We start from the raw sequence: 23,402 nt of genomic DNA, 5'->3' as shown, positions 1-23,402 counted from the left end.
GTCACATTCCACGAGGCGTTCATGATCGACCAGGGCGGGCGCGGTCCCCGATGTCCCACGGCGCGGGCAGGCAGCAGAATGGGCGTGTGGTGGAGCTTCATACTCATCGTTTCGGTCCCCCGACCGGTCCGGTCGTGCTGGCATTGCACGGGTTGACGGGCCACGGCAAGCGCTGGCAGGCCCTGGCCGACGAACATCTCCCCGACGTCCGGATCATCGCACCGGATCTGCGCGGGCACGGGAGGTCGCCCGGCGTGCCGCCGTGGGATTTCGAGGCGATCGTGGATGATCTCGCCGCATTGCCGGAACTCGGGACCGGCGAACCGGTGGTGGCGCTCGGGCATTCGTTCGGCGCGGCCGTCGCGGTGCATCTGGCGCATCGGCGACCGGAGCTGGTGCGCGGTCTGGTGCTGCTGGATCCGGCCATCGGCCTGGACGCCGAGCGCATGCTGGACATCGCGACCTCCATGCTGGCGTCGCCGGATTACGAGAGTGTCGAGCAGGCCCGTTTCGACAAGCTGGAGACCGCGTGGGGCGAGGTCGATCCCGCGGTGCTGGACGCCGAGCTGGCCGAGCATCTGGTGCCGACCGCGCACGGCCGGGTCGGCTGGCGGATGACGCTGCCCGCGATCATCGCCTATTGGGGTGAGATCGCGCGCGACTTCGTGCTGCCGCCGCGCGACCTGCCGACGGTCATGGTGCAGGCGATGAAGGTGGATCCGCCGCTGGTGTCCCCGGACTTCCGGGCGGCGCTGACCGCGCATCTGGGCGACCGGCTCACCGTCCACGACTTCGACTGCGACCACATGGTGTCGCAGGCGCGCCCCGCGCGGACCGCGGAACTGGTCCGCACTCTGCTCTGATCTCACGGAAGGCGTGAAATGCCCACCAGCGAAGCCGAAATCGAGCGGGTGCGGGAATTGGTGGCGGCGATTCCACCCGGCCGGGTCGCCACCTACGGCGATATCGCGGCCGCGGCGGGCTTGTCCACACCGCGCACGGTGGGCTGGATCATGCGCACCGACGCCGCCGATCTGCCGTGGCATCGGGTGCTGCGCGCAAACGGTACGCCCGCACCACATTTGGCGCACCGGCAGTTGGCTCAGCTGGCCGCCGAGGGCTGCCCGCTGGCCGGGGATCGCGTGGACTTGCGGCGGGCCCGGTTCCGGTTCGAAGACTGAACCGGCTACCGGCCCCGGGCCACGGAGGAATTCTGTTCCTTACAAACGAAAATCATGGAAAAACTCCGGCCGGATCGACGAAATTGCCGGGCCGGAACGGCCATCAGGCCGCGCCGCGCTCGAATCGGCGGCGTTCGCGCGGCGAGAGTCCGCCCCAGATGCCGAAACGCTGATCGTGGGCGAGCGCGTAGTCGAGGCATTCCTTGCGCACGTCGCACGAGGAGCAAATGCGCTTGGCCTCGCGAGTGGAGCCGCCCTTGTCGGGAAAGAATGCCTCGGGGTCGGTCTGGGTGCACAGGGCCTGCTGGTGCCAGGATTCGGAGTCGGCTCCGTCCCGGCGGGCGAGAGATTCGAACATGGCATCGAAATTGGTGAAAAGCAGCTTCACAATCCTCATCCCTTCAATACAAGTATCAGAAAGAAAGACGCGCGGTATGGTTTTTATCGGCCCATGCCGCAGTCACCACTGACCGCAGCCAACCGCGCCTGCTCACCATTGACGAAGATGCGACGGGCGTGCACAGCCGCCGGAGCCGCCGACCACGGCGCGAGCGCGGTGGTGAACATGAGTTCGCACCAGCTCAATGCCGGAACCTCGCCGCCCGCGAGGGTATTCAGAAGAGAAAGTTCCTGATCACTGTCATTCCACGCGGCGAACAACCACGAGGCGTCCAGCCGGCCCAGGAATTCCTCGGCGTCCTCCGGAATGCCCAGCGGCGCGTCGACCGCGAGGTGAACGACTGCGGCGATCGCGTGGCGCATACGGGCATCGAGGCCGACACCGTCATGGAGCAACAGGCCTTCGAGCGACTCCCGCAATCCCGCGCCGCGGTCGATCCGGAAGTCGTTCCGCCGGGCCGTGGTGACGTCGAACATTTGTTTCCTCCCTTGAAAATGCGCTTGTCCCAAAAGCGCCATGCGCTGATTTAAATGGCCCCGTGATCTTGTTGTCCAGTTTTGGGGCAATCTGGGGCAAACCCCTAGCAGTACTGACACTGGCCAGTGTGGGTACCCGCCGGGAACCGCACCGCAGGGTGCCTGGCACCACGCGGGCAAACATATAGGGAGTGGCGCGTTCCGCCGTTTATCGTCTGACCATGCCTTATGTGCGATCAGGTTCAGCAACAGTGCATTACACCACCAGCCAGGTCAGCGGCCCCACGCTACTGCTCGCCCACGGTTTCTTCATGGACGAGTCGATGTTCGATCCGATGCGCGAATCCCTGGCAGCCGCCGGTATCAATCTCGTAACGGTCGACGCGCGTTGCCACGGACGGACACAGACACCCGATGGCGAACCGTTCAGCTATTGGGATCTCGCGGCCGACGGATTGGCCGTGCTCGATGAACTCGGAATCGAGCGCGCGATCATCGGCGGAATGAGCCAGGGCGGCTACTCCGCATTGCGCATGGCATTGCTGGCGCCCGAGCGCGTCCAGGGGCTCGCCCTGATCGATACCGAGGCCACCGCGTGCACGCCCGCCGAATTGGCCTACTACCGCGAATTCTTCGAACGCTGGACCGGAGAGGAACCATTGGCGCCGCTGGTGGCCGAATTGGCCCCGCAGCTCATCGGCGGCACCGATCCGCGGCAGTGGCGGGCCTGGACCAGCCGCTGGTACAGCTCCGACCGCACGGCCATCATGCCCGCGGCCCGCTGCCTGATGGACCGGCGCTCGGTACTGCACCGACTATCGGAGATCACCGCCCCGGCGCTGGTGGTGCGCGGTAGCCACGACGGCAACAGCACATCCCAGAAGTCCGAGGCGCTCACCGCCGGACTGTCCGGGGCCGACGGCGTGGTGACCATTCCCGGCGCGGGGCACGGTGCGGCCTGGACCCATCCGGAAGTCGTTGCGCCCCTGCTGATCCGGCTGGTCGAGCAGTGCACCGCGCGGCGTGACGGCAAGCTGGCGCGGGCGCTGTCGGCGCCGTGGCCGGCCAGGCGCGGGAATCGGGCCGCGCGCGAGATTCAGGCCGCGCAGTAGCCGGTCGAGCGCGCGGCAACCCTGCGGGCCGTGCCCATGGCGGTCACGGCCGGCCGGCGCCCTCGCCGAACGCGGTCTCATCGGGGGCGGTCTCATCGGGAGCGGCCCCGGGCTCGTGCCAGCTCGGAATCCCGAGGAAGATCTGGATCTGGCTGGGGTAGGCGGCGTTGAAGACGCTGAACAGCTGGACCGCGATATCGAAGCGCCGGGCGGTCTCCCGCTCGCGCAGGCGCATGGTGGCGCGGGGCCGTCCGTAGGCGGCGATGCCCTCGTCCCACATTTCCCGGAAAAGTCCGAAACGTCCGAGTTCTGCAAGGAATTCAACCGACCAGGCGGTATCTCCGGAGCTCGCGATCAGCCCGCGCAACCAGTGCACGGTGAGCCGGACCTCTTCCTCCCACTCGACCATCACCTCGCGCGCCGCGTCGTTGCCCAGGAACCACCGCAGGATATTGGTGTCGCGCTCCAACCCCGGGAATGCGCGCGCATAGCTTTCGTTGCACGCCAGCACATTCCAGCGCGTATCGACGTACGCGGCCAGATTCGGCTCGTGCAGCTCGAGGGCCCGGCGCATGTCGTCGGTGATTTCGGCGCGCAGCTGCTCCACGGTGGGGAATTCACTCACGCCGAGTCCGGCCAGATCGAGCAGATGGCGGCGCTCGACGGCGGACAGCGGGGTTATTCGGTCCAGATATCGCAGCAGCGCGTCCACCACTTCGCGGGTGGGGTGGCCACGGTCGCCCTTCTCCAAATGGCTGATGTAGCTGGCGCTCACCCCGGCGTTGAAGGCGAGTCTTTCGCGCGATACGCCTCGCGCATCACGCAACCGGCGCAGCAGCAATCCGAAGGTCGGCGGCTTCAGATCGTCCGAGTCCCTATCCGGTTTCACGCCCAGCACCACGCCGTTCCCTCTCCACAAACACTCAGCAAACCAACCTTCATCGCTCTGAGTCCTCCTGGTTCCGGACAGTGGGACCCGGTGTGACGCCTGGTGCGAACTGTGACGAACGCCGCATACTCCGCCAGTTCTCGACTCGGATACTGCCATATGCGATTGTTCCGAAGGTTAAAACAAGACCATTTCTACTATGTGTCGTGCCACATCTCATAACGTAACGACTATCGGCAATTGCTTAGCAAGCGCAGGTTTCCGGCGTGCCCGGCGACCCTTGAACAGCGTGCCACTACGATCTTCAACCATGCGCAGTGAGGCCCTGACACTCCCCCACCCTGGAACGGGATCGTGACACCCGTCGACGCCATCGTGCTGGCCGGAGGAAAGGCCAGCCGGATGGGCGGAGTGGACAAACCCGCGCTGGTCGTCGGCGGGCAATCCATGCTCGACGCGGCGCTCACCGCGGTGGCCGGCTGCGCGCGCACGGTCGTGGTCGGACCGCACCGGCCCGAACTGCCGCCGGAAGTCCTTCAGGCACAGGAGATACCGGCCGGGGCGGGCCCCGTCGCCGCCATCGCCGCGGGCTTGGGCGCCCTGGCCGGGTGTGAGTTCCCGGCCGGGCTGATCGTGGTGCTGGCCGCCGACATGCCGTTCCTCACCGCGGCCGCGGTGAGCGAACTGCTGTCCCACGCAAGGGAATCCGGGAGCGACGCGGTCTTCGCCGCCGACGCCTCGGGCCGCCCGCAGTACCTGGTCGGGGTGTGGCGCCGTGCCGCCCTGGACGCCGCGCTGAAGTCCCTGGACTCCCTGGTGAATCGTCCGATGAAGGCGCTGGTGCCGGTCGACACCGCCATGGTCGCGCTGCCCGGCGTCGAGGACTGCGACACTCCCGAGGATGTGCGCCGGGCGCGCACCGGCGCGGTCCGTTCGGCCGAACCGCTGTGGCTCGACGAGGCGCGGGATGTGCTGCGCGGGAGCATCTCCCCGCTGCCGGCGCGCCGTGCCACCCTGCGCGCCGCGCGCGGGGCGACCCTGGCCGCCCCGCTGCTGGCCGCGGACGCGCTGCCGCGTTTCGACGTGTCGGCCATGGACGGGTACGCCGTCAGCGGCGACGGGCCCTGGCAGCTGCGCCGCGATATCGGATTCGCCGGCGGAGAGCGGCCGGTGGGCCTGCTGGACGGCGAAGCGGTCCGCATCGCGACGGGCGCGCACGTGCCCGACGGAACCAGTTCGGTGGTGCGCGACGAGTTCGTGCACATCGATGACGACGGCACCCTGTACCGGCTGCCGGACACGCCGATCCGCGAGGATGTGCGCCGCCGCGGCGAATACTGGCTGCCCGGTGCGGAAGTCGCGCCCGCGGGCACCCCGGTCACTGCCGCGCTCATCTCGGTGGCCGCCAGCGCGGAGGTCGCCGCCGCGTCGGTCCGCGGCCCGGTGCGGGCGCGAATCGTGATGACCGGTGACGAGATTCGCGGGGACGGGCCGCTGCACACCGGCCAGACCCGCGACGCCATCGGCCCGGTGCTGCCCGACATCCTGGCCTGGTACGGCGTCACCACGATCGACCGGGTTCACCTGCGCGACACCGAGAATGCCTTCGACGAGGTGCTGGCGGCCGCGGCCGACTGCGATCTGCTCGTCATCGTCGGCGCGACCGGCGGCGGCGCGGCCGACCAGCTGCGCTCCGCGCTGGACCGCACCGAGTCCACCGTGCTGCTGCGCCGGCTGCGGCTGCGGCCGGGCGGTTCCACGGTGGCTGCCCAACTCGCCTCCGGCACAGTCGTTCTGGGACTGCCCGGCAACCCGTTCGCGGCCATCTCCACGCTGCTGGCGCTGATCGGCGCCACCGTGGAGGGCATGACCGGCGCGAAACCGGCGCGCCGGGTGCTGGGCCCGCTGGCCAACGCGGCCGAGCTGACCGCTCCGGTGGCCCGCATCGTCCCGGCGCGGGCGCTGCCCGGTGGCGGCTTCCAGGGCGATCTGCGGCTGCACACGGCCCATCTGGCCGATCTGCTGGACCGTGACGGCCTGGTGATCGTTCCCGCCGAGGCCGAGGACGGCGTCCTGGCCGAGTTCATTCCGCTGCGAGGCTGAGCGCGGCGTCCCCCATTCCACCGGGCTCAGCCGGGCAGACCGAGAACGGTCAACAGCTGGCCCGGGTAGGCCGCGCCGTCGATGCGACCGGTCTGGGCGAAAACCCGGCGGCGCACGCCGGTGACCGGGTTGCGCATGTGCAGGGTGAAGACGTGGGGCGCGAACTCGACGCCGCCGTCGGACCACGCCTGCCGGAATTTCGGGAATTCCCCGAGGTCCCGGATCAGATCGGCGAATCCTTCGGCATTTCCGGAGCGGCCGATCAATGCACGCATCCAGCCCGCGATCAGCCGGGCGTCCGACTCCCAGTTGACCATTACTTTCGCGGCCAGCTCGTGACCGAAGAACCAGCGCAACATATTGCCGTGCCGGGGCAGCCCCGGGAACGCGTCGTGCCAGGAGGCATTGCACGCCAGCAGATTGGACCGGATGTCCAGGAGGGCGGCCATATTCGGGCTGTGCAGATCGAGTGTGCGGACCATCTCCGGGGTGATGACCGCGCGCAGTTCCGCCGGGGACGGAACCTGGTCCGATCCCAGGCCGGCGAGGTCGTCGAGCTGACGGCGGTCTGCGCTGGACAGCGGGTCCAGCCGGTCCAGATAGCGGGTGAGCGCGGTCACCACTTCGCGAGTCGGGTTTCCGCGGTCGCCCTTCTCCAGATGCGTTATGTAGCTGGCGCTTACGCCCGCATTGAATGCCAGCCGTTCGCGGGATACACCGCGATTGTCACGCAGCCGCCGCAGCAGGTTTCCGAACGTGGGTGCTTCGAGTTCCCGAAATTCCTGTCCGCATACCGCTCTCGCGCCCACTGGTTCCCTCCTTCTCGGAATCTCGATGGCCCACCTCGCCTCCCCGTAGAGGCACCACTGAGATCCGCTTCAGGACGGATACTTACACAGATTGGGATATGAACTGCTCAGCGCCGCAAATCCAATCAGTATCACCGAATTATCCTGTTGGTATATGTGACACGGGATCGGCGATGGACGGCGGGGAGTCCGATCTCCAAACTACCGTCAAGCCCCTACAGCCAGGGGCGGTTCCGCGGAAGAGTTTTTCGCTTCCCGTGAACGCGCCGGATCCGGGGCGGGGACCGCGTCGAGCAGGCGGCGCGTGTACTCCTCGCGCGGGCTGCCGAACACGGCCTCGACCGGGCCGGATTCGACGATACGCCCTTCTCGCAGGACCGCCACCCGGTCGGCCACCTGATGGACGACGGCCAGGTCGTGACTGATGAACAAGCAGGCGAATCCGTACTCGGCGCGCAGGTCCGCGAACAGGTCCAGCACCCGCGCCTGCACCGAGACGTCCAGGGCGCTGGTGGGCTCGTCGGCCACCAGCAGGCGCGGGGCCAGGGCCAGCGCACGGGCCAGCGCGACACGCTGGCGTTGCCCACCGGACAGCTCGCCGGGGCGGCGTGTCGCGTACTCACGCGGCAGCCGTACCGATTCGAGCAGGTCGCCGACCTTGGCGCGGAGCAGCGCGCCCGAGGCCGCCCGGTGCACGCGCAGCGGTTCCCCGATCGCGTCCTCGACCGACCGCCGCGGATCCAGCGAGGCCGTCACGTCCTGATGTACGAGTGCGACGTTCTTGCGCAGCCCGCGCAGTTCGCGACCCGGTAGCCCGGTGAGCGGAACTCCCTGCAACACCACCTCTCCCGCCGTCGCGGGCACCAGGCCGAGCGCGGTGCGGCCGAGAGTGCTCTTGCCCGAACCGGATTCCCCGACCAGGCCGATCACCTCGCGCGGGGCCAGCGTCAACGACACGTCCCGCAGGGCCTGGAACTTCTTGCCGTGGCGACGGTAGACAACCGACAGATCGCGGACGCGCAGCACCGGTTCGGGGTCGGCGACGGCGGCCGCATTCGACTCGGGCTCGGCGGCCACCACGGCCACCGGGGGCACCGGCGCCGCGCCGTCCTCCGGCAGCACCGGGACGGCGGCCAGCAGTTCCCGCGTGTACGGCTCGCGGGGGTCGGCGAAAAGCTCACGGACCGGCTGCGTTTCGACCACCTCCCCCGCCCGCATGACCACCACCCGGTCCGCGATGGCGGCCACCACGCCCAGGTTGTGGGTGATGAACAGGATCGCGGTGTTATTGCGGCGCTGCAGGTCCCGCAGCAGGTGCAGGATCTCGGCCTGCACGGTGACGTCGAGGGCGGTGGTGGGTTCGTCGGCGATCAGCAGGTCCGGTTCGCCGGAGAGGGCCAGCGCGATCACGACCCGCTGCTTCTGCCCGCCGGAGAGCTGGTGCGGATACCAGTCGACCCGTGCCTCGGGTTCCGGGATGTCGACGAGGCCGAGCAGTTCGATGGCGCGGGCGCGGGCCTGCGCCGTGCCGATCGGCCGGTGGGCGCGCAGGGCCTCGGCGATCTGGCTTCCGATGCGGCGCACCGGGTTCAGGGCGGTCTGTGGCTCCTGGAAGACCATGGCGGCCCGGGTGCCCCGCAGGGGCCGCAGCTCGTCCTCGGTGGCGCCGATGATCTCGGTCCCGTCCAGCCGGACCGAGCCGGCGGCGGTGGCGCCGGTGGGCAGCAGCCCGAGCACGGCGCGCGCGGTGAGCGATTTGCCGGAGCCGGATTCACCCACCAGCGCCACGGTCTCCCCGCGCGCCACCTGTACGTTCACGCCGTGCACGACCTCCCGCGCACCGAAACGTACTGCCAGGTCACGAATGTCGAGCAAGGTCTCGGCGGTCATATCACCCTCCGGGCGCGGCCCAGAGCCTGGGCGATCAACAGGAATCCGAGCGTCAGCGCCGACACCACCACGAGTGGCCCGACCGCCATGGCGGGATTGGCGTCCAGATTGCGGGTGGACTCGGCGATGAGGGACCCCAGCGACGGATCCGGCGGCCGCACCCCGATGCCGATGAAACTCATGGCGCTGTCGACGAACACGGCCAGCGACAACGACAGCGCCAGCTGCACCCCGAGCGGTTCGATCACATTGGGCAGCACGTGTTTGCGCAGGGTCCAGGCGGTGCTCGCGCCGATCACGGTGGCGGCCTCGACGAAGGGCTGCTCGCGCACGGCCAGCACGGCGGTCCGGATCTGCCGGCCGAAGATGGGGACCTCGGCGGCGATGATCACGATGGCGACCGCGTGCGCGCCCGGCCCGGTGACGGCGGTCAGCGCGATCGCGAAAATGAGCGCCGGGAACGCCAGGATCAGGTCGAACACGCGCTGCGCCAGCACATCCGCGACCGGATTCACGGTGGCGGCCAGCCCGATGACCGAGCCGAGGACCGCGCCCGCCGGGACCGCGAGGAAGGCGATCAACAGGTCGACGCGGATGCCGTACAGCAGGCGGGTGAACACATCCCGATTGAGGTGATCGGTCCCCAGCCAGTGCTCCCCGCTCGGACCGAGCAGATTGGCCCCCGGAATCTGCTCCAGCGGACCGTATTTCGTCAGCGGCCCGGCGGCCAGCGCCGCGACCGCGATGACGGCGATGAGCAGCACTCCGGCCAGCCCCTGTCCGCGCGTCAAGGCCCGCAGCGGCGACCGATCCGGATCGGCCACCGGATCCACGGGCAGGACGCTTGCGGTCACGGTGTTCTCGCTCATGCGCGGCCTCCGATGCGGATTCGGGGATCCAGGTACGCGTGGGCGATGTCGGTGAACAGTTGGATGGCCACGAACACCGCCACCGAGAACAGCAACAGCGCCTGGACGACCGGGTAGTCGCGGCGATTGATGCCCTCTTCGATGAGCCGGCCGATACCCGGCCACGCGAAGGCGGCCTCCACCAGGACCGCACCACCGAGGAGGTTGCCGGTCTGGATGCCGAGGGTGGTGAGCATGGCGGGCAGGGCGTTGCGCAGCGCGTCGTGGGTGACGATGCGGCGACGCGGGACACCGAGGGCGCGGGCGGTGAGGACGTACGGCTTGGCGAGTTCGGTGCGCAGCGCCTCGGTGAGGAAACGGGTCAGCGCCGCCGACACCGGCAGGGCCAGGCACACCGCGGGCAGCAGCAGGTACTGCACGGCGATGTCGGGCCGGGTGAGGAAGCCGTCCGGCGGCAGGCCGCCCGAGGGCAGGACGGGGACGGCCACGGCGAAGACCAGCACCAGCAGCACACCGGTCACGAAGACCGGGATGGCGACGGTGATCGTGTTCGCGGCGGCCACGATCGCGTTGAGCCAGCGGCGATCCCACAGCACCGACGCGACCGACACCGCCAGGCTCACGACGACCGCGAGCAGGAGCGCCGCCCCCGCGAGGATGAGCGTGTTGGACAATCCCCGCCCGATGAGGTCGGAGATCTGGCCGCCGATGAGGTACGACCGGCCCAGGTCGCCGGTCACCACGCCGCGCAGCCACGACAGGTACTGGGCGGGGATGGATCGGTCGAGTCCGAGCTGATGCCGGATGGCCGCAACGGTTTCCGGCGTGGCGTCGGCTCCGGCGAGGATGGTCGCCGGATCGCCGGGCACCAGCCGCAGCAGCAGGAAGATCAGCACCGAGGCCCCGAACAGCACCGCCAGCGCGGAGGGAACCCGGCGCAGCAGGTAGGCGGTCATGCCAGGAACGCCTCGGTCAACGCGAGTTCGCGGCGCTTGGTCCAGTTGAAGCCGTGCAGCTTCCGGGTCGCCGAGCCCTGCGAGTACCGGACGCCGATCTCGATGAGGAACAGGCTGTCCAGCAGCTGATCACTCAGGGCCTGGTAGGCGCGGACCGCGTCCGGGCCGGTGCTCCGCGGCAGCTGCCAGGCCGCGTCGGCGGCGGCCACGTAGGCGGGAGATTCGAAGTGGGAGGCGTTCTTCCGGGCGTTGAACGGGTACGCGCTGACCGTGAGGGTGGAGGGCACGAACTGCGCCCAGGAGTGGTCGGTGATCCACAGGCCCGGGAATTGCGCGCCGATCAGCTGTTTGACGAAGGTGGCGTTGTCGGTGGGCGCGAGCTCCACCTCGATGCCGACCTCGGCGAGGTTGGCCTGAACGATCTGCGCGGCGGCCTCGTACGCCGACACCGCCGTGTTGTAGGTGAGCGGGATCTTCGGCGGCTTCGGCAGCTGGGCCAGGATCTGCTTGGCCTTGGCCGCATCGCGCGAGTACCGGGTGTTGCGGGCGGCGTCGAAGGCCGGGGAGTTCTTGGGCCACGGCAGATTCGCGGCGTATCCGGCACCGCGGAACACCTCGGCGATGATGCGCTCCCGGTCGACGGCGTAGGCGATGGCCTGCCGCAGCCGCACGTCCGACAGCACCGGGTCGGCGACGTTCACGCCGACGTAGATCTCGAGCTCGGCGCCCTCGTAGGTGTGGACGCGGTAGCCGTCGGCCTTGGCCAGATTCTCGTTGTCGCGGTAGGTGACGCCGTCGGCGAGGTGGATCTGCCCGGTCTTGAGGGCGTTCAGCTGCGCCTGGTTGTCGGAGATGACGGTGATCTCGACCCGGTCCAGGTAGGGGCGTTCCGGCACCCAGTAGTTCGCGTTCTTCTCGAATATCAACTGCTGGTTGGGGATTCGCTGCACGAACCGGAACGGCCCGGTGCCGACGATCTTCTCGCCGGTGCCCAGCTGGTCGATCGACTCGCTGTCGAGGATGGGCACGGTGTCGAGCAGGTCGAACAGATTGCTCAGCGGGTGCGCCAGGGTGAGCGTGACCCGGTGCGGGGCGCTGGTGTCGATGCCGGTCACCGCGGCGGCGGTGCTCTTGAGCTGGCCCGACCATTTCGGGTCGGCGTAGGTGCGCAGCGAGAACTCCACATCCTTCGAGGTGAAGGGGCGGCCGCTGTGGAATGTCACGTCGTCGCGCAGTTCCAGGGTGATGGACTTGCCGTCGGGCGCGACGGTCCAGCTCTTGGCCAGCAGCGGCTGCGGTTCGAGCTTGTCGTGCGGGTACCGCACCAGGGACTCGAAGACCAGGCCGACCACGTACGGGGTAGTGCCGGTATTGGTGAGCAGGTTGGCGGGGACGAGGTCGACCAGCACGCCGTACTTCAGGGTCCCGCCGCGCACGGGTTGCGCGTTGTCGTCGCCGCCCTTCTGCTGACTCACCGCCGAGGTGCAGGCGGCCAGCGCCCCGCCGCCGAAGATCGCCAGGGCGGCGACGGCCGAGCCGCGCAGGAAGTGACGGCGGTGGAGGGCGCCGGGGGACGAATTCATCTGGAAATCCTCGAGTGTGGACCGATCGCTGGATTGTGTGCGGCGACGCTAACCGCGAATGCATGACAGATCACCGGTTGCACGCAGCCAGAGTGAAACCCTGGCCGTCACACCGGCGGGCGGCCTTTGCTGGGGAGCATGTCAGTCCCCGCCCATGCCCGTGGTTATGAGAGTTTCTCCGGTGAGATCGGCCGCACCACCGCCGATTCCACACCGGAATGGCAGTATCCGCCGCTCGCGCCGGCCGGTGCGCCGAATGTCGTGGTGGTGCTGGTCGACGATATGGGGTTCAGCGATATCGGCCCGTTCGGTTCGGAGATAGACACCCCCGTTCTCGATCGGCTGTCCGCGAATGGATTGCGGCTCACCAACTTCCACACCACGCCACTGTGCTCGCCGTCGCGGGCGGCGCTGCTGACCGGAATCAATTCCCACCGGGCCGGTTTCGGATTCGTCGCCAATGCCGATCCCGGATATCCCGGGCTGCGGCTCGAACTGGCCGACGATGTGCTGACGCTGCCGGAAATCCTGCGCGCCAACGGATATGCGACCTACGCGGTCGGGAAATGGCATCTGGTGCGCGACGCCACGCTGCATCCGGCCGCGCGGCGCGATTCCTGGCCGACGCGACGAGGATTCGACCGGTATTACGGCTCCCTGGAGGGCCTGAACTCCTTCTACTACCCGAATCAGCTCATCTCGGACAGCTCGCCGGTGAATATCGAGGAGTATCCCGAGGGCTACTACCTCACCGACGACTACACCGATCGCGCGGTCGGCTACATCAAGGAACTGCGCGCGCACGACGCCGCCAAGCCGTTCTTCCTGTACTTCGCGCACACCGCCATGCACGGTCCGCTCCAGGCCAAACCCGAGGATCAGGCCAAATATCGGGGTCGCTACCGCGAGGGCTGGGATCGACTGCGGCAGAGCCGATTCGCCTCGCAGCTCGCGCAGGGCTTGTTCCCGCCCGGGACCGAGCAGAAGCCGCGCAATACCGAGCCGGGTTACGAGGCCCAGGAATGGGATGCGCTGACCGACGAGCAGCGGTCGCGGTTCGAGCGGTACATGGAGGTGTACGCGGGCATGGTCGACAGCATCGACCAGAGCCTGGGCCGGATCGTGGACACCCTCGAACAGCTCGGCGAGCTGGACAACACCATCATCGTGTTCACCTCCGACAACGGCGGCACCGCGGAGGGCGGGCCGGAGGGCACCCGCACCTACTTCGCGCAGTTCGCCCAGGTCGACGAGCCGGAATGGGAGCGCGACGTCCCGCACGACGACGAGCTGATCGGCACCGCCAAGCTCGGCGTGCACTATCCGCGCGGCTGGGGACAGGCCTCGAACACGCCGTTCCGGTTCTACAAGGGCCAGACCTTCGCCGGCGGGGTCCGGGTGCCGTTCGTGCTGTCCTGGCCGCGGGGGCTGCCGCGGACCGACGGCGACAGCGGGGTGCGCCAGGAGTACGTCTACATCACCGACCTGGCTCCCACGCTGCTCGACCTGATCGGCCTGGAGCGGCCGAGTGTCCGTAACGGGTTGCCCGCCAAGGACTTCGACGGGGTATCCGCCGCGCGGGTGCTGCACGACCCGTCCGCGATCTCCCAGCATGCCGAACAGTATTCGGAGATGACCGGGCATCGCGGCTTCTACCGCGACGGCTGGAAACTGCTCGCCCTGCACGAGCCCGGACGCGACATCGACGACCCGCGCTGGCAGCTCTTCGACGTCCGCACCGACCCGACCGAGCTGCACGACCTGTCCGAGCGGTTGCCCGGCAAGGTGGCCGAGCTGGCCGCCGCGTGGGACGAAGCCGCCTGGCACAACACGGTTTTCCCGCTGCTCACCCGCCAGGATCTGGCGCGGCGGCGGCCCGAGGAGGCGCGGCTCGGTGATCCGGTCCGGATCCTCCCGGGTACCCCCACACTCGAGCGATACCGCTCCCAGCGGCTCATCGCCTACCGCGACTTCACCATCACCGTCGAACTCTCCGGTTACCGGGCCGGCGACGAGGGCGTCCTGGTCGCGCACGGTGACCCGCTCGGCGGCTACCTGCTCTACGTCGAGAACGGGCGACTGATCTTCGGTTACAACGCCTACGGGCGGTATGCCACCCTCGACGCGGGCGAAATCGCCGAAGGCAGTCGCCTTCTCACCCTGTCGGCGACGGTCCGGCCGCACCTGCGGTGGGACTTCACGCTGGGCATCGACGGGGTGCGGGCGGGCGAGCTGCCCGACCAGGTGCAGCTGGCGGGCATGTCGCCGTGGACGGGGATCTCGGTCGGGCTCGACGCCCGCGGGCCGGTGTCCTGGGATCTCCGTGAGCGGCGGGGTGTGTTCCGCTACGGCGGTGAGCTCCTGGCCGTCACATACCACCCCGGGGCCGTGGGAGTTTCGGAGGAAGCGCAGCGAGCGCTGGATTCCGAGGCCGAATTGATCGCGGAGTAGGCGTGCCGCGCCCGATCTCCAGTCCCCTTGCCAGCGATCATCCAGCTATTCGAAAGTGTGTTAACAAATATTAAGTAAGCGAGAACCAACCGTTTCGGAAGCTTCACCGCCACTGGTCCGAAACACCTTCACGGGAACACGTTTCACCGGGCGCGGAAGGGTTTTCCCAGGTCGCGACCGGAGCGTGTGACCTCGGCCGCTACCCCTCAGTGACCGGAACATTGCGGCGATCTCACAGCTCACAAATCCGTTTCGAGCATTGTGAGCAAACCGTTTTGATGCCTCCCTTCACGTCCCTACAGTCGAGCCAGCAGCCCGGTTTTCCAGCTCGAAGGGGGCGTTATGACCATCACGCAGAACGGACACTCGTCCGCCGATGCGCTGCTTCGACTGGGGAAGTACTTCAACCGCGGTGAGGTGTCCGGTGACTTGCGCACCCTGCACAAGACCGGTGGCCGCGAGGCCGACGAGTTCTACCGGGACCGCTGGTCGCACGACAAGGTGGTGCGCTCCACGCACGGTGTGAACTGCACCGGCTCCTGCTCGTGGAAGATCTACGTCAAGGACGGCGTCATCACCTGGGAGTCGCAGCAGACCGACTACCCGAGCGTGGGCGCGGACAAACCGGAGTACGAACCGCGCGGCTGTCCGCGTGGCGCGTCGTTCTCCTGGTACACCTACTCTCCCGCGCGCATCCGCTACCCGTACGTGCGCGGCGCGCTGCTCGAGCTGTACCGCGCGGCCAAGGAGCGGCTGAAGGATCCCGTGCTGGCATGGGAGTCCATCGTCGAGGACGCCGACAAGGCCACGACCTACAAGTCCGCGCGCGGCAAGGGCGGTTTCGTCCGCGCCGAGTGGTGGGAAGCCGCCGAGATCGCCGCGGCCGCGCACGTGCACACCATCAAGAAGTACGGCCCGGACCGGGTCGCGGGCTTCTCCCCCATTCCCGCCATGTCGATGGTGTCGCACGCCGTGGGCGCGCGGTTCATCTCGCTCATCGGCGGCTCCATGCTGTCGTTCTACGACTGGTACGCCGACCTGCCCGTCGCCTCCCCACAGGTCTTCGGCGACCAGACCGACGTGCCGGAGTCCGCGGACTGGTTCGACGCCGGATACCTGATCATGTGGGGTTCCAACGTCCCGGTCACCCGGACCCCGGACGCGCACTACATGACCGAGGCCCGCTACCGCGGCCAGAAGGTCGTGGTGGTCTCCCCCGACTACGCCGACAACACCAAGTTCGCCGACGAGTGGGTGCCCGCCCGTCCCGGCACCGACGCCGCCCTGGCCATGGCCATGGGCCACGTGGTGCTGCGAGAGTTCTTCCTGGACAAGCAGACTCCCTACTTCGACGACTACGTCAAGCGCTTCACCGACCTGCCGTACCTGGTGGCGCTGGACGAGCACGACGGCGGCTGGGACACCGCCGGTGACTACAGCGGCCACACCTTCACCCCCGGCAAGTTCCTCACCGCCGCCGATCTCGGCCACACCGGTGAGGGCGTGGAGCACCAGACCGTCCTGCTGGACGCGGACGGCACTCCCCGGGTGCCCAACGGTTCCCTCGGCCACCGCTTCAACGAAGCGGGCAAGGGCCGTTGGAATCTGGATCTGGGGGACATCGATCCCCTGCTGACCCTGTACGGCCGCACCGATGATGTTGCGGCCGTGCAGTTCCCCCGCTTCGACGGGCTCTCCGCGGGCAGCGATGCGGCTGTCCTCACCCGCGGCGTGCCGACCACCGTCATCGCGGGGCGACGGGTGACGACGGTGTTCGATCTCCTGCTGGCGCAGTACGGCGTCGGACGGTCCGGCCTGCCCGGCAATTGGCCGACCGGCTACGACGATGCGACTCAGCCCTACACTCCCGCCTGGCAGGAGTCGATCACCGGCGTCCCCGCCCAACAGGCCGAACGCCTCGGGCGCGAATTCGCCGACAATGCCGAGCGTTCCCGGGGCCGGTCCATGATCCTCATGGGCGCGGGCACCAACCACTGGTTCCACAGCGACCAGATCTACCGCTCCTTCTTCACCTTGACGCTGCTCACCGGCTGCCAGGGCGTGAACGGCGGCGGCTGGGCGCATTACGTGGGCCAGGAGAAGTGCCGTCCCGTGACCGGCTGGGCCACACTGGCTTTCGCCTCCGACTGGCAGCGGCCGCCGCGTCAGATGCAGGGCACCGTGTTCTGGTACCTGGCCAACAACCAGTGGCGCTACGACCCGTTCACCAGCGAATCGTTCGCCTCGCCGTTGAGCAAGGGCGCGTTCGCCGGGCGGACCGCGGCCGACAATATCGCGCTCGCTTCGCGTTTGGGCTGGATGCCGTCCTACCCGACGCTGAACCGCAATCCGCTCGACCTGGTCGACGAGGCGGACGCGGCGGGCAAGGCGCCCGCCGACTACGTCGTGGATGGACTCAAGTCGGGCGATCTGCGCTTCGCGTGCGAGGATCCCGACGCGCCCGAGAACTTTCCGCGTGTCCTCACCGTGTGGCGCGCCAACCTGCTCGGCTCGTCCGGTAAGGGCAACGAGTACTTCCACAAGCATCTGCTCGGCGCCGATTCCAATCTGCAGACCACCGAGGCCACCGGCATTCGGCCGCAGGAACTGGAATGGCGCGACGAGGCCGCCACCGGGAAACTGGACCTGTTGATGTCGATGGACTTCCGCATGACGTCCACGACCCTGTTCTCCGACATCGTGTTCCCGGCCGCCACCTGGTACGAGAAGCACGACCTGTCCTCCACCGACATGCACCCCTTCGTGCACGCCTTCACCCCGGCCATCTCCCCGCCGTGGGAGGCCAAGACCGATTTCGAGGCGTTCCACCGCATCGCCCGCGGGTTCTCGTGGCTGGCCGAGAAGCATCTCGGCGTGCGCAAGGACCTGGTCGCGATGCCGTTGCAGCACGACACCGCCGACGCCATGGCGCAGGCCGGTGGCCGGGTACTGGACTGGAAATATGGTGAATGCGAGCCGGTTCCAGGTGTCACCATGCCGAAACTCGTTGTCGTCGAACGCGACTACCCGAAGGTCGCGGAGAAGATGGCCGCGCTCGGACCGCTCGTGGAAACCTTGGGACTCACCACGAAGGGTGTCACCACTATTCCCGATGCCGAGGTAGATTACCTGCGCGGCGTGAACGGCACGGTGGTTTCCGGTGTCGCGCAGGGCCGTCCGTCTCTGGCCAAGGACACCCACGCGGCCGAGGCGATCCTGGCACTGTCCGGCACCACGAACGGCCGGCTCGCGGTGGAAGGGTTCCATGCGCTCGAAGAGCGCACCGGAACCGAGCTGGCCGATCTGGCTGCCGAGCACGAGGGTAAGCGAATCACCTTCGCCGACACGCAGGCCCGGCCCGTTCCGGTGATCACCTCACCGGAATGGTCCGGGAGCGAGACCGGCGGACGCCGCTACTCCCCCTTCACCATCAATGTCGAGCGGTCCAAGCCCTGGCACACCCTCACCGGCCGCCAGCACTTCTACCTCGACCACGACTGGATGATGGAGCTCGGCGAGCAGTTGCCGATCTACCGGCCGCCGCTGGACATGAGCGCGCTGTTCGCCGAACCCGGCATCGGCAACGTCGATGGCAACGGGGTGACCGTTCGGTATTTGACGCCGCACTCCAAGTGGTCCATCCACTCCGCGTATCAGGACAATCTGCACATGCTCACGCTTTCCCGTGGTGGGCAGGCGATCTGGATGTCGGACGTGGACGCCAAGAAGATCGGCGTCGCCGACAACGACTGGATCGAGGCGATCAACCGCAACGGCATCGTCGTGGCGCGCGCCATCGTCTCGCACCGCATGCCCGAGGGCACCGTGTTCATGTATCACGCCCAGGACCGCGCGGTGAATGTCCCCCGCATCGAAGGCAGCGAGAACACCAAGGTCGGCAAGGGCAAGCGCGGTGGCATCCACAACGCGCTGACCCGGATCATGATCAAGCCCTCGCATCTCATCGGTGGCTACGCGCAGCAGTCGTTCGCGCTGAACTACCACGGCCCCACCGGAAATCAGCGCGACGAGGTCACCACGATTCGTAAGCGCTCGCAGGAAGTGGAGTACTGATATGCGCGTCATGGCTCAGCTCGCCATGGTCATGAACCTGGACAAGTGCATCGGCTGCCACACCTGCAGCGTCACCTGCAAGCAGGCCTGGACCAACCGCGCCGGCACCGAGTACGTGTGGTTCAACAATGTGGAAACCCGTCCGGGACAGGGTTATCCGCGGCGTTACGAGGACCAGGAGAAGTGGAAGGGCGGGTGGACCCTCGACAAGAAGGGCCGCCTCACGCTCAAGTCCGGCTCCCGGATGAAGCGGCTGCTCAATATCTTCGCCAACCCGGACCTGCCCACCGTGTCGGACTACTACGACCCGTGGAGCTACGACTACGAGAACCTGCTGTCCGCCCCGCAGATGGACACTACCCCGGTGGCCAAGCCCAAGTCGCTGATCACCGGTGAGGACACCAAGGTCACCTGGGGCGCGAACTGGGACGACTCGCTGGGTTCGGGTCCCGAGCAGGTCGGCAAGGACCCGCTGCTGGCCAAACTGTCCGAGCAGGTGAAACTGGAGTTCGAAGAGACCTTCATGTTCTACCTGCCGCGCATCTGCGAGCACTGCCTCAACCCGTCCTGCGCGGCGTCCTGCCCCTCCGGCGCGATCTACAAGCGCGCCGAGGACGGCATCGTGCTGGTGGATCAGGACAAGTGCCGCGGCTGGCGGCAGTGCGTGACCGGTTGCCCGTACAAGAAGATCTACTTCAACCACAAGACGGGCAAGGCGGAGAAGTGCACTTTCTGCTACCCGCGTGTGGAAGTCGGCATCCCGACCGTGTGCTCGGAGACCTGCGTCGGGCGACTGCGCTACATCGGCGTCATGCTCTACGACGCCGACAAGGTGCTCGAGGCCGCCTCGGTCGAGAACGACCAGGACCTGTATCCGTCGCAGCTGGGCGTGTTCCTCAACCCGCACGACCCGCGCGTCATCGCCGAGGCCGAACGAGCCGGGATCTCCCCGGAATGGATTGCCGCCGCGCAGGATTCGCCGGTCTACAAGCTGATCGTCGACTACCAGATCGCACTGCCGCTGCACCCGGAATACCGCACCATGCCGATGGTCTGGTACGTGCCGCCACTGTCGCCGGTGGTCGACACCCTCACCCAGACCGGGCACGACGGCGAGAACCACAACAACCTGTTCGGAGCGATCGACGCGCTGCGAATTCCGTTGGAGTACTTGGCCGAACTGTTCACCGCCGGTGAGATCGGCCCGGTGCGCGCCTCCCTGCAGCGGCTGGCGGGCATGCGGTCCTTCATGCGCTCGATCAACCTCGGCCAGGAACCCGACCTGTCCATCCCGGACGCGGTCGGCCTGGAGCCCGAGGAGATCGAGGCCATGTACCGGCTGCTCGCCATCGCCAAGTACGAGCACCGCTACGTGATCCCCTCCGGCGCGACATCCAAAGCGCACGAACTGGATTCGCTCGCCACCGGCTGCTCCCTGGACACCGACGGCGGCCCCGGCATGACGGCCTTCGACTACATGGCCGACAAGTTCCACCTCACCGATACCAACGGTGCCGCCGCGCCCGAGCAGAAGTCCAACCGGATCAACCTGCTCAACTGGGACGGCAAGAGCACCAGCGGGCTGGTGCCCAAATCCGCCGACGGCAACGGCGCCGCCGGTCATGGCAACGGAGCCAATGGAAATGGGCACCACTCCCCCGCGCCGGAGCCGGCGGCCGTCGACACCGAATCGATCGAACCCGAACCGACGGGAGCGGCGCGATGAACCTGCTCAGACTGCGGCGGCGCTCCGTACCCGCCGTCACCGCGAGCGATAACGACCGGCGTGAGGTGTGGCGACGGGACGCGCTGTCGCTCGACTATCCGCACCCGCGCACCCGCGCGCTGATCGACGAGCTCGACGCCAATCCCGAAACCGGCGGCGCCACAGCGGAATCCACCGGGGCTTCGCGATGAGTCTGCTGAAACTGCGCCGCCGCCCCGAACCCGCCGTCGCCCTGAACGAGCGGGACCGGCGGCTGGTGTGGCGGCTGAGCGCGCTGCTGCTGGACTACCCGAACGCGCAGACCCTCTCGCTGCTCGACGAACTCGACTCCGCCGCCGCGGAACTGCCGGACTCGGTGCGCCCGCTGCTCGCCGGGTTCCTCACCCATCTGCGCACCGGCGACCCGATCGCCCTGGCCCAGGAGTACGTCGAGACCTTCGACATGCGCCGCCGGGCCAGTCTGCACCTGACCTTCTACGCCTACGGGGACACCCGCAAACGCGGCATGGCGCTGCTGCGGTTCAAGCACGCCTACCGGCACGCCGGGGTCGAACTCGGCGACGAGGAACTGCCCGACCACCTGCCCGTGCTGCTCGAATTCGCCGCCACCGTCGACCCGATCGGCGGCGAACGACTGCTGGGCGAACACGTCCCGGTCCTGGAACTGCTGCGGTTGTCGCTTTCCGACAGCGGATCTCCTTACGCCGGGGTGCTGGCGTCGGTGGTGGCGACCCTGCCACCGGTCACCACCGCCGACCGCCGGCGCATCGCCGAACTCGCCGCCCAGGGCCCGCCGGAGGAAGAGGTCGGCCTCGACCCCTTCGCCATGGACCCGCTCGCCTTCTCCGGAACGGAGGCCCGCCGATGAGCTCCGCGCTCTGGCTGATGCTCCCCTACATCGCCTTCACCTCGTTCGTGCTGGGCCACCTGTACCGCTACCGCACCGACCAGTTCGGCTGGACCACACGGTCTTCGCAGATCCACGAGTCGCGGTTGCTGAAGCTGGGCAGCCCGCTGTTCCACTTCGGCATGCTCGGGGTGATCGGCGGGCATGTGCTGGGCGTGCTCATCCCGGAGTCGTGGACCACCGCGGTCGGCATCTCCGAGGAGGCGTACCACGTGGTCGCGGTGTCGGCGGGCTCGGTCGCGGGACTGGCGGTCATCATCGGCGTGGCCATCCTGGCCTACCGCCGCCTCACCGTGTCCGCCGTCCGGCAGGCCACCTCGGCCAACGACAAGGTCATGTACGTCCTGCTGACCGCGGCGCTGGTCACCGGCCTGCTCAACACCTGGGGCAGCAACCTGCTGTGGGGCACCTACAACTACCGCGAGACCGTGTCGCCGTGGTTCCGCAGCCTGTTCACCCTGCATCCGGAGCCGGAGCTGATGGTCGGCACGCCCTGGACCTTCCAGCTGCACGGGCTGGTCGTGCTGGCGCTGATCGCCTTCTGGCCCTACACCCGCCTGGTGCACATGTTCTCCGCGCCGGTCGGCTACCTGGTGCGGCCGTACGTGGTCTACCGCAGCAAGCCGGACAAGTCCGCGGACAAGAAGCGCTACGCGAAAGCCTGGGAAACCCCGGCCATTCCGCGCCGTTGAGATACCGGGCGTTCACCGATTTATCGGTGGCGCCCGGTTTTTCCCGGTGTTATCGTTCGGCCCGGCCCAACCGACTGGTCGGGCCTGAATTGTCTTGGGGGGAATCCATGTTCAATTGGTATGTCGGTCTGCTCGCGCTCAGCGGGGTGATCATGCTGGCGCTCGCCTCGGTCCGCGACGGCCAGAGCAACACCGCGCGCACCATCGACGCCGTCTTCGGCGCGGTCTATCTCGGCTACGCCTTCTACCTCGCCTTCCTCTTCGACGGCGATTCCTACCTGATCTTCTTCCAGGCCTTCATCCTGCCGGTCGTGATGGTGGTGAATTTCTTCCGCAATCGCACACCGAAGCCGAAACTGACCGACACGCAGAAGGCATGGCGCGAATATCAGAAGTCGGCCGGGCAACAATAGCCGGGTGCTCTCAAAAAATTCCGAGCCCGAGCGGGTTACGCCGCAGGAAACGCCCTGCCCCGACTGCGGTGAACGCCGGGTCCTGGTAGGCGGCAGCATGGATATGTATCTGGTCCGGCGCAATGGCGGGCGGCCCCTGTCGGACCTGCTCGCCCTGCTCTGCACCGGCTGCGGGCGGGTGTTCTTCTACGCGGACCGGCTCGACAGGGTGCGAGCGGCGATGAACTCCATGACGTCCTGAGTGCCGGGCTGGTCGCGCAGGTGGTCCAGGGCCGCGTCCAGTCGCGGGTCCGGCCCCTGGCCGGCGAGCAGCACCACGATCGCCTCCCAGGTCTCGAGGCGCGGATTCGGCTGGGCCAGTAGCTCTTCCAGGTAACTGTCGGGTTCGAGCAGGCGCAGCGCCCGGCGGGCGTGGGCGTGCACGCGGCGGGGCAGCTCGGCACGGATCGCCTCGATGTCCTCGGGCTGGACATGGCCCGGCTGGTAGCGATCCAGCCGGACCGACCACAGGTCGCCGGATTCACCGGGCAGGCCCTCACCGGGGAGCAGGCCCGGACCGGTGGCCGCCTCGGGAGCGAGGGGCCGCAGACCGTAGCGCTCGGTGCGCCACAGACGAAATTCCTGCCAGGCGGCCGGGGTCGCCCACGCGCCCAGCCCGAAGCGCAGCACCTGCTGCCCGCCGGTGAAGGTGCGGAAGGTGCGGGTCCGGGCGATGGTGGCGACGCCCTCCGGCAGCACCCGCGTCCAGGTGGGCTCGGCCCCCTCGAAACCGTACGGCTGCAGCAACTTCCCCGTGTCGCGCATCAAGCGGCGCAGCGCCGATTCCGGTTTCACCATCCTGGCAGATTAGCGGTGGGAACCGACAGGATCC

Annotated in this window: 20 protein-coding genes; 11 read left to right on the top strand and 9 right to left on the bottom strand. The window is 68.1% G+C overall.

Features of this window, described 5'->3' with window-relative positions; all coding sequences use genetic code 11:
• Positions 1-86 precede the first annotated feature (86 nt).
• The gene (locus ACFRAQ_RS04920) at positions 87-863 is read left to right on the top strand and encodes an alpha/beta fold hydrolase (RefSeq protein ID WP_379094247.1); all 777 of its coding nucleotides are present in this window, start codon (positions 87-89) and stop codon (positions 861-863) included.
• Positions 864-881: 18 nt separating this feature from the next.
• The gene (locus ACFRAQ_RS04915) at positions 882-1,181 is read left to right on the top strand and encodes an MGMT family protein (protein ID WP_379094245.1); all 300 of its coding nucleotides are present in this window, start codon (positions 882-884) and stop codon (positions 1,179-1,181) included.
• A 103-nt stretch (positions 1,182-1,284) separates the two neighbouring features.
• Here the strand turns inward: ACFRAQ_RS04915 and ACFRAQ_RS04910 are convergent, their stop codons facing one another.
• Both ACFRAQ_RS04910 and ACFRAQ_RS04905 read right to left on the bottom strand, forming a co-directional pair.
• A complete protein-coding gene (locus tag ACFRAQ_RS04910; protein ID WP_357286987.1) occupies positions 1,285-1,578 on the bottom strand; it encodes a WhiB family transcriptional regulator in 294 nt (97 codons plus the stop codon).
• 44 nt (positions 1,579-1,622) lie between these two features.
• Positions 1,623-2,057: a hypothetical protein gene (locus tag ACFRAQ_RS04905; protein ID WP_379094243.1), complete on the bottom strand. Its 435-nt coding sequence runs from the start codon at positions 2,055-2,057 to the stop codon at positions 1,623-1,625.
• 251 nt (positions 2,058-2,308) lie between these two features.
• Between ACFRAQ_RS04905 and ACFRAQ_RS04900 the strand changes: the two genes are divergently transcribed.
• Positions 2,309-3,169 (top strand): alpha/beta fold hydrolase, encoded by an 861-nt coding sequence (locus tag ACFRAQ_RS04900; protein ID WP_379094241.1) that lies wholly within the window; start codon positions 2,309-2,311, stop codon positions 3,167-3,169.
• A gap of 43 nt (positions 3,170-3,212) precedes the next feature.
• Here the strand turns inward: ACFRAQ_RS04900 and ACFRAQ_RS04895 are convergent, their stop codons facing one another.
• Positions 3,213-4,058 (bottom strand): helix-turn-helix domain-containing protein, encoded by an 846-nt coding sequence (locus tag ACFRAQ_RS04895; RefSeq protein WP_379094239.1) that lies wholly within the window; start codon positions 4,056-4,058, stop codon positions 3,213-3,215.
• 354 nt (positions 4,059-4,412) lie between these two features.
• On the opposite strand from ACFRAQ_RS04895, the gene ACFRAQ_RS04890 reads away from it, so the two are divergent.
• Positions 4,413-6,161 (top strand): NTP transferase domain-containing protein, encoded by a 1,749-nt coding sequence (locus tag ACFRAQ_RS04890; protein WP_379094237.1) that lies wholly within the window; start codon positions 4,413-4,415, stop codon positions 6,159-6,161.
• 26 nt (positions 6,162-6,187) lie between these two features.
• Here ACFRAQ_RS04890 and ACFRAQ_RS04885 read toward each other — a convergent pair whose 3' ends face one another.
• The 5 genes from ACFRAQ_RS04885 to ACFRAQ_RS04865 form a co-directional block, all read right to left on the bottom strand.
• Complete coding sequence (locus ACFRAQ_RS04885) at positions 6,188-6,970, bottom strand: helix-turn-helix domain-containing protein (RefSeq protein ID WP_379094235.1); 783 nt, start codon at positions 6,968-6,970, stop codon at positions 6,188-6,190.
• Positions 6,971-7,177: 207 nt separating this feature from the next.
• Positions 7,178-8,860, bottom strand: a complete 1,683-nt coding sequence (locus ACFRAQ_RS04880) for a dipeptide ABC transporter ATP-binding protein (protein ID WP_379094233.1) — start codon at positions 8,858-8,860, stop codon at positions 7,178-7,180.
• The gene (locus ACFRAQ_RS04875; protein WP_379094231.1) at positions 8,857-9,729 is read right to left on the bottom strand and encodes an ABC transporter permease; all 873 of its coding nucleotides are present in this window, start codon (positions 9,727-9,729) and stop codon (positions 8,857-8,859) included. The genes ACFRAQ_RS04880 and ACFRAQ_RS04875 overlap by 4 nt, the downstream gene beginning before the upstream one ends.
• Positions 9,726-10,685, bottom strand: a complete 960-nt coding sequence (locus ACFRAQ_RS04870; RefSeq protein ID WP_379094229.1) for an ABC transporter permease — start codon at positions 10,683-10,685, stop codon at positions 9,726-9,728. The genes ACFRAQ_RS04875 and ACFRAQ_RS04870 overlap by 4 nt, the downstream gene beginning before the upstream one ends.
• On the bottom strand, positions 10,682-12,268 hold the full coding sequence (locus ACFRAQ_RS04865) for an ABC transporter substrate-binding protein (RefSeq protein ID WP_379094227.1): 1,587 nt from the start codon (positions 12,266-12,268) through the stop codon (positions 10,682-10,684). Before ACFRAQ_RS04865 ends, ACFRAQ_RS04870 begins: the two co-directional genes overlap by 4 nt.
• A gap of 138 nt (positions 12,269-12,406) precedes the next feature.
• On the opposite strand from ACFRAQ_RS04865, the gene ACFRAQ_RS04860 reads away from it, so the two are divergent.
• The 7 genes from ACFRAQ_RS04860 to ACFRAQ_RS04830 all read left to right on the top strand — a co-directional run bounded on the left by ACFRAQ_RS04860 (position 12,407) and on the right by ACFRAQ_RS04830 (position 22,531).
• Positions 12,407-14,719: an arylsulfatase gene (locus ACFRAQ_RS04860; RefSeq protein ID WP_379094225.1), complete on the top strand. Its 2,313-nt coding sequence runs from the start codon at positions 12,407-12,409 to the stop codon at positions 14,717-14,719.
• A 342-nt stretch (positions 14,720-15,061) separates the two neighbouring features.
• Positions 15,062-18,793, top strand: coding sequence for a nitrate reductase subunit alpha (locus tag ACFRAQ_RS04855; RefSeq protein ID WP_379094223.1), 3,732 nt, complete (start codon positions 15,062-15,064; stop codon positions 18,791-18,793).
• Positions 18,794-18,803: 10 nt separating this feature from the next.
• Positions 18,804-20,519 (top strand): nitrate reductase subunit beta, encoded by a 1,716-nt coding sequence (gene narH, locus ACFRAQ_RS04850; protein WP_379095835.1) that lies wholly within the window; start codon positions 18,804-18,806, stop codon positions 20,517-20,519.
• Positions 20,516-20,710, top strand: coding sequence for a hypothetical protein (locus ACFRAQ_RS04845; RefSeq protein WP_379094221.1), 195 nt, complete (start codon positions 20,516-20,518; stop codon positions 20,708-20,710). Before narH ends, ACFRAQ_RS04845 begins: the two co-directional genes overlap by 4 nt.
• On the top strand, positions 20,707-21,387 hold the full coding sequence (gene narJ / locus ACFRAQ_RS04840) for a nitrate reductase molybdenum cofactor assembly chaperone (RefSeq protein WP_379094219.1): 681 nt from the start codon (positions 20,707-20,709) through the stop codon (positions 21,385-21,387). Before ACFRAQ_RS04845 ends, narJ begins: the two co-directional genes overlap by 4 nt.
• Entirely contained in the window at positions 21,384-22,118 is a 735-nt protein-coding gene (gene narI, locus ACFRAQ_RS04835) for a respiratory nitrate reductase subunit gamma (protein ID WP_379094217.1), read from the top strand. The genes narJ and narI overlap by 4 nt, the downstream gene beginning before the upstream one ends.
• A gap of 107 nt (positions 22,119-22,225) precedes the next feature.
• On the top strand, positions 22,226-22,531 hold the full coding sequence (locus ACFRAQ_RS04830; RefSeq protein ID WP_379094215.1) for a hypothetical protein: 306 nt from the start codon (positions 22,226-22,228) through the stop codon (positions 22,529-22,531).
• A gap of 186 nt (positions 22,532-22,717) precedes the next feature.
• On the opposite strand, the gene ACFRAQ_RS04825 is transcribed toward ACFRAQ_RS04830, so the two are convergent.
• The gene (locus ACFRAQ_RS04825) at positions 22,718-23,368 is read right to left on the bottom strand and encodes a hypothetical protein (protein WP_379094214.1); all 651 of its coding nucleotides are present in this window, start codon (positions 23,366-23,368) and stop codon (positions 22,718-22,720) included.
• Between the last annotated feature and the right edge of the window lie 34 nt (positions 23,369-23,402).

This window comes from Nocardia sp. NPDC056611, assembly GCF_042792755.1.
GTDB lineage: Bacteria > Actinomycetota > Actinomycetes > Mycobacteriales > Mycobacteriaceae > Nocardia.
The sequence above is the reverse complement of the archived record's forward strand: the minus strand, read 5'-3'. Positions and strand labels throughout refer to the sequence as shown.

Coding starts and splice junctions, on each gene's coding strand:
- ACFRAQ_RS04880 (WP_379094233.1), bottom strand. CDS start 8,860: ATGACCGCCGAGACCTTGCTCGACATTCGTGACCTGGCAGTACGTTTC.
- ACFRAQ_RS04825 (WP_379094214.1), bottom strand. CDS start 23,368: ATGGTGAAACCGGAATCGGCGCTGCGCCGCTTGATGCGCGACACGGGG.
- ACFRAQ_RS04860 (WP_379094225.1), top strand. CDS start 12,407: ATGTCAGTCCCCGCCCATGCCCGTGGTTATGAGAGTTTCTCCGGTGAG.
- ACFRAQ_RS04845 (WP_379094221.1), top strand. CDS start 20,516: ATGAACCTGCTCAGACTGCGGCGGCGCTCCGTACCCGCCGTCACCGCG.
- ACFRAQ_RS04905 (WP_379094243.1), bottom strand. CDS start 2,057: ATGTTCGACGTCACCACGGCCCGGCGGAACGACTTCCGGATCGACCGC.
- ACFRAQ_RS04830 (WP_379094215.1), top strand. CDS start 22,226: ATGTTCAATTGGTATGTCGGTCTGCTCGCGCTCAGCGGGGTGATCATG.
- narJ (WP_379094219.1), top strand. CDS start 20,707: ATGAGTCTGCTGAAACTGCGCCGCCGCCCCGAACCCGCCGTCGCCCTG.
- ACFRAQ_RS04855 (WP_379094223.1), top strand. CDS start 15,062: ATGACCATCACGCAGAACGGACACTCGTCCGCCGATGCGCTGCTTCGA.
- ACFRAQ_RS04915 (WP_379094245.1), top strand. CDS start 882: ATGCCCACCAGCGAAGCCGAAATCGAGCGGGTGCGGGAATTGGTGGCG.
- ACFRAQ_RS04910 (WP_357286987.1), bottom strand. CDS start 1,578: ATGAGGATTGTGAAGCTGCTTTTCACCAATTTCGATGCCATGTTCGAA.
- ACFRAQ_RS04865 (WP_379094227.1), bottom strand. CDS start 12,268: ATGAATTCGTCCCCCGGCGCCCTCCACCGCCGTCACTTCCTGCGCGGC.
- narH (WP_379095835.1), top strand. CDS start 18,804: ATGGCTCAGCTCGCCATGGTCATGAACCTGGACAAGTGCATCGGCTGC.
- ACFRAQ_RS04870 (WP_379094229.1), bottom strand. CDS start 10,685: ATGACCGCCTACCTGCTGCGCCGGGTTCCCTCCGCGCTGGCGGTGCTG.
- ACFRAQ_RS04875 (WP_379094231.1), bottom strand. CDS start 9,729: ATGAGCGAGAACACCGTGACCGCAAGCGTCCTGCCCGTGGATCCGGTG.
- narI (WP_379094217.1), top strand. CDS start 21,384: ATGAGCTCCGCGCTCTGGCTGATGCTCCCCTACATCGCCTTCACCTCG.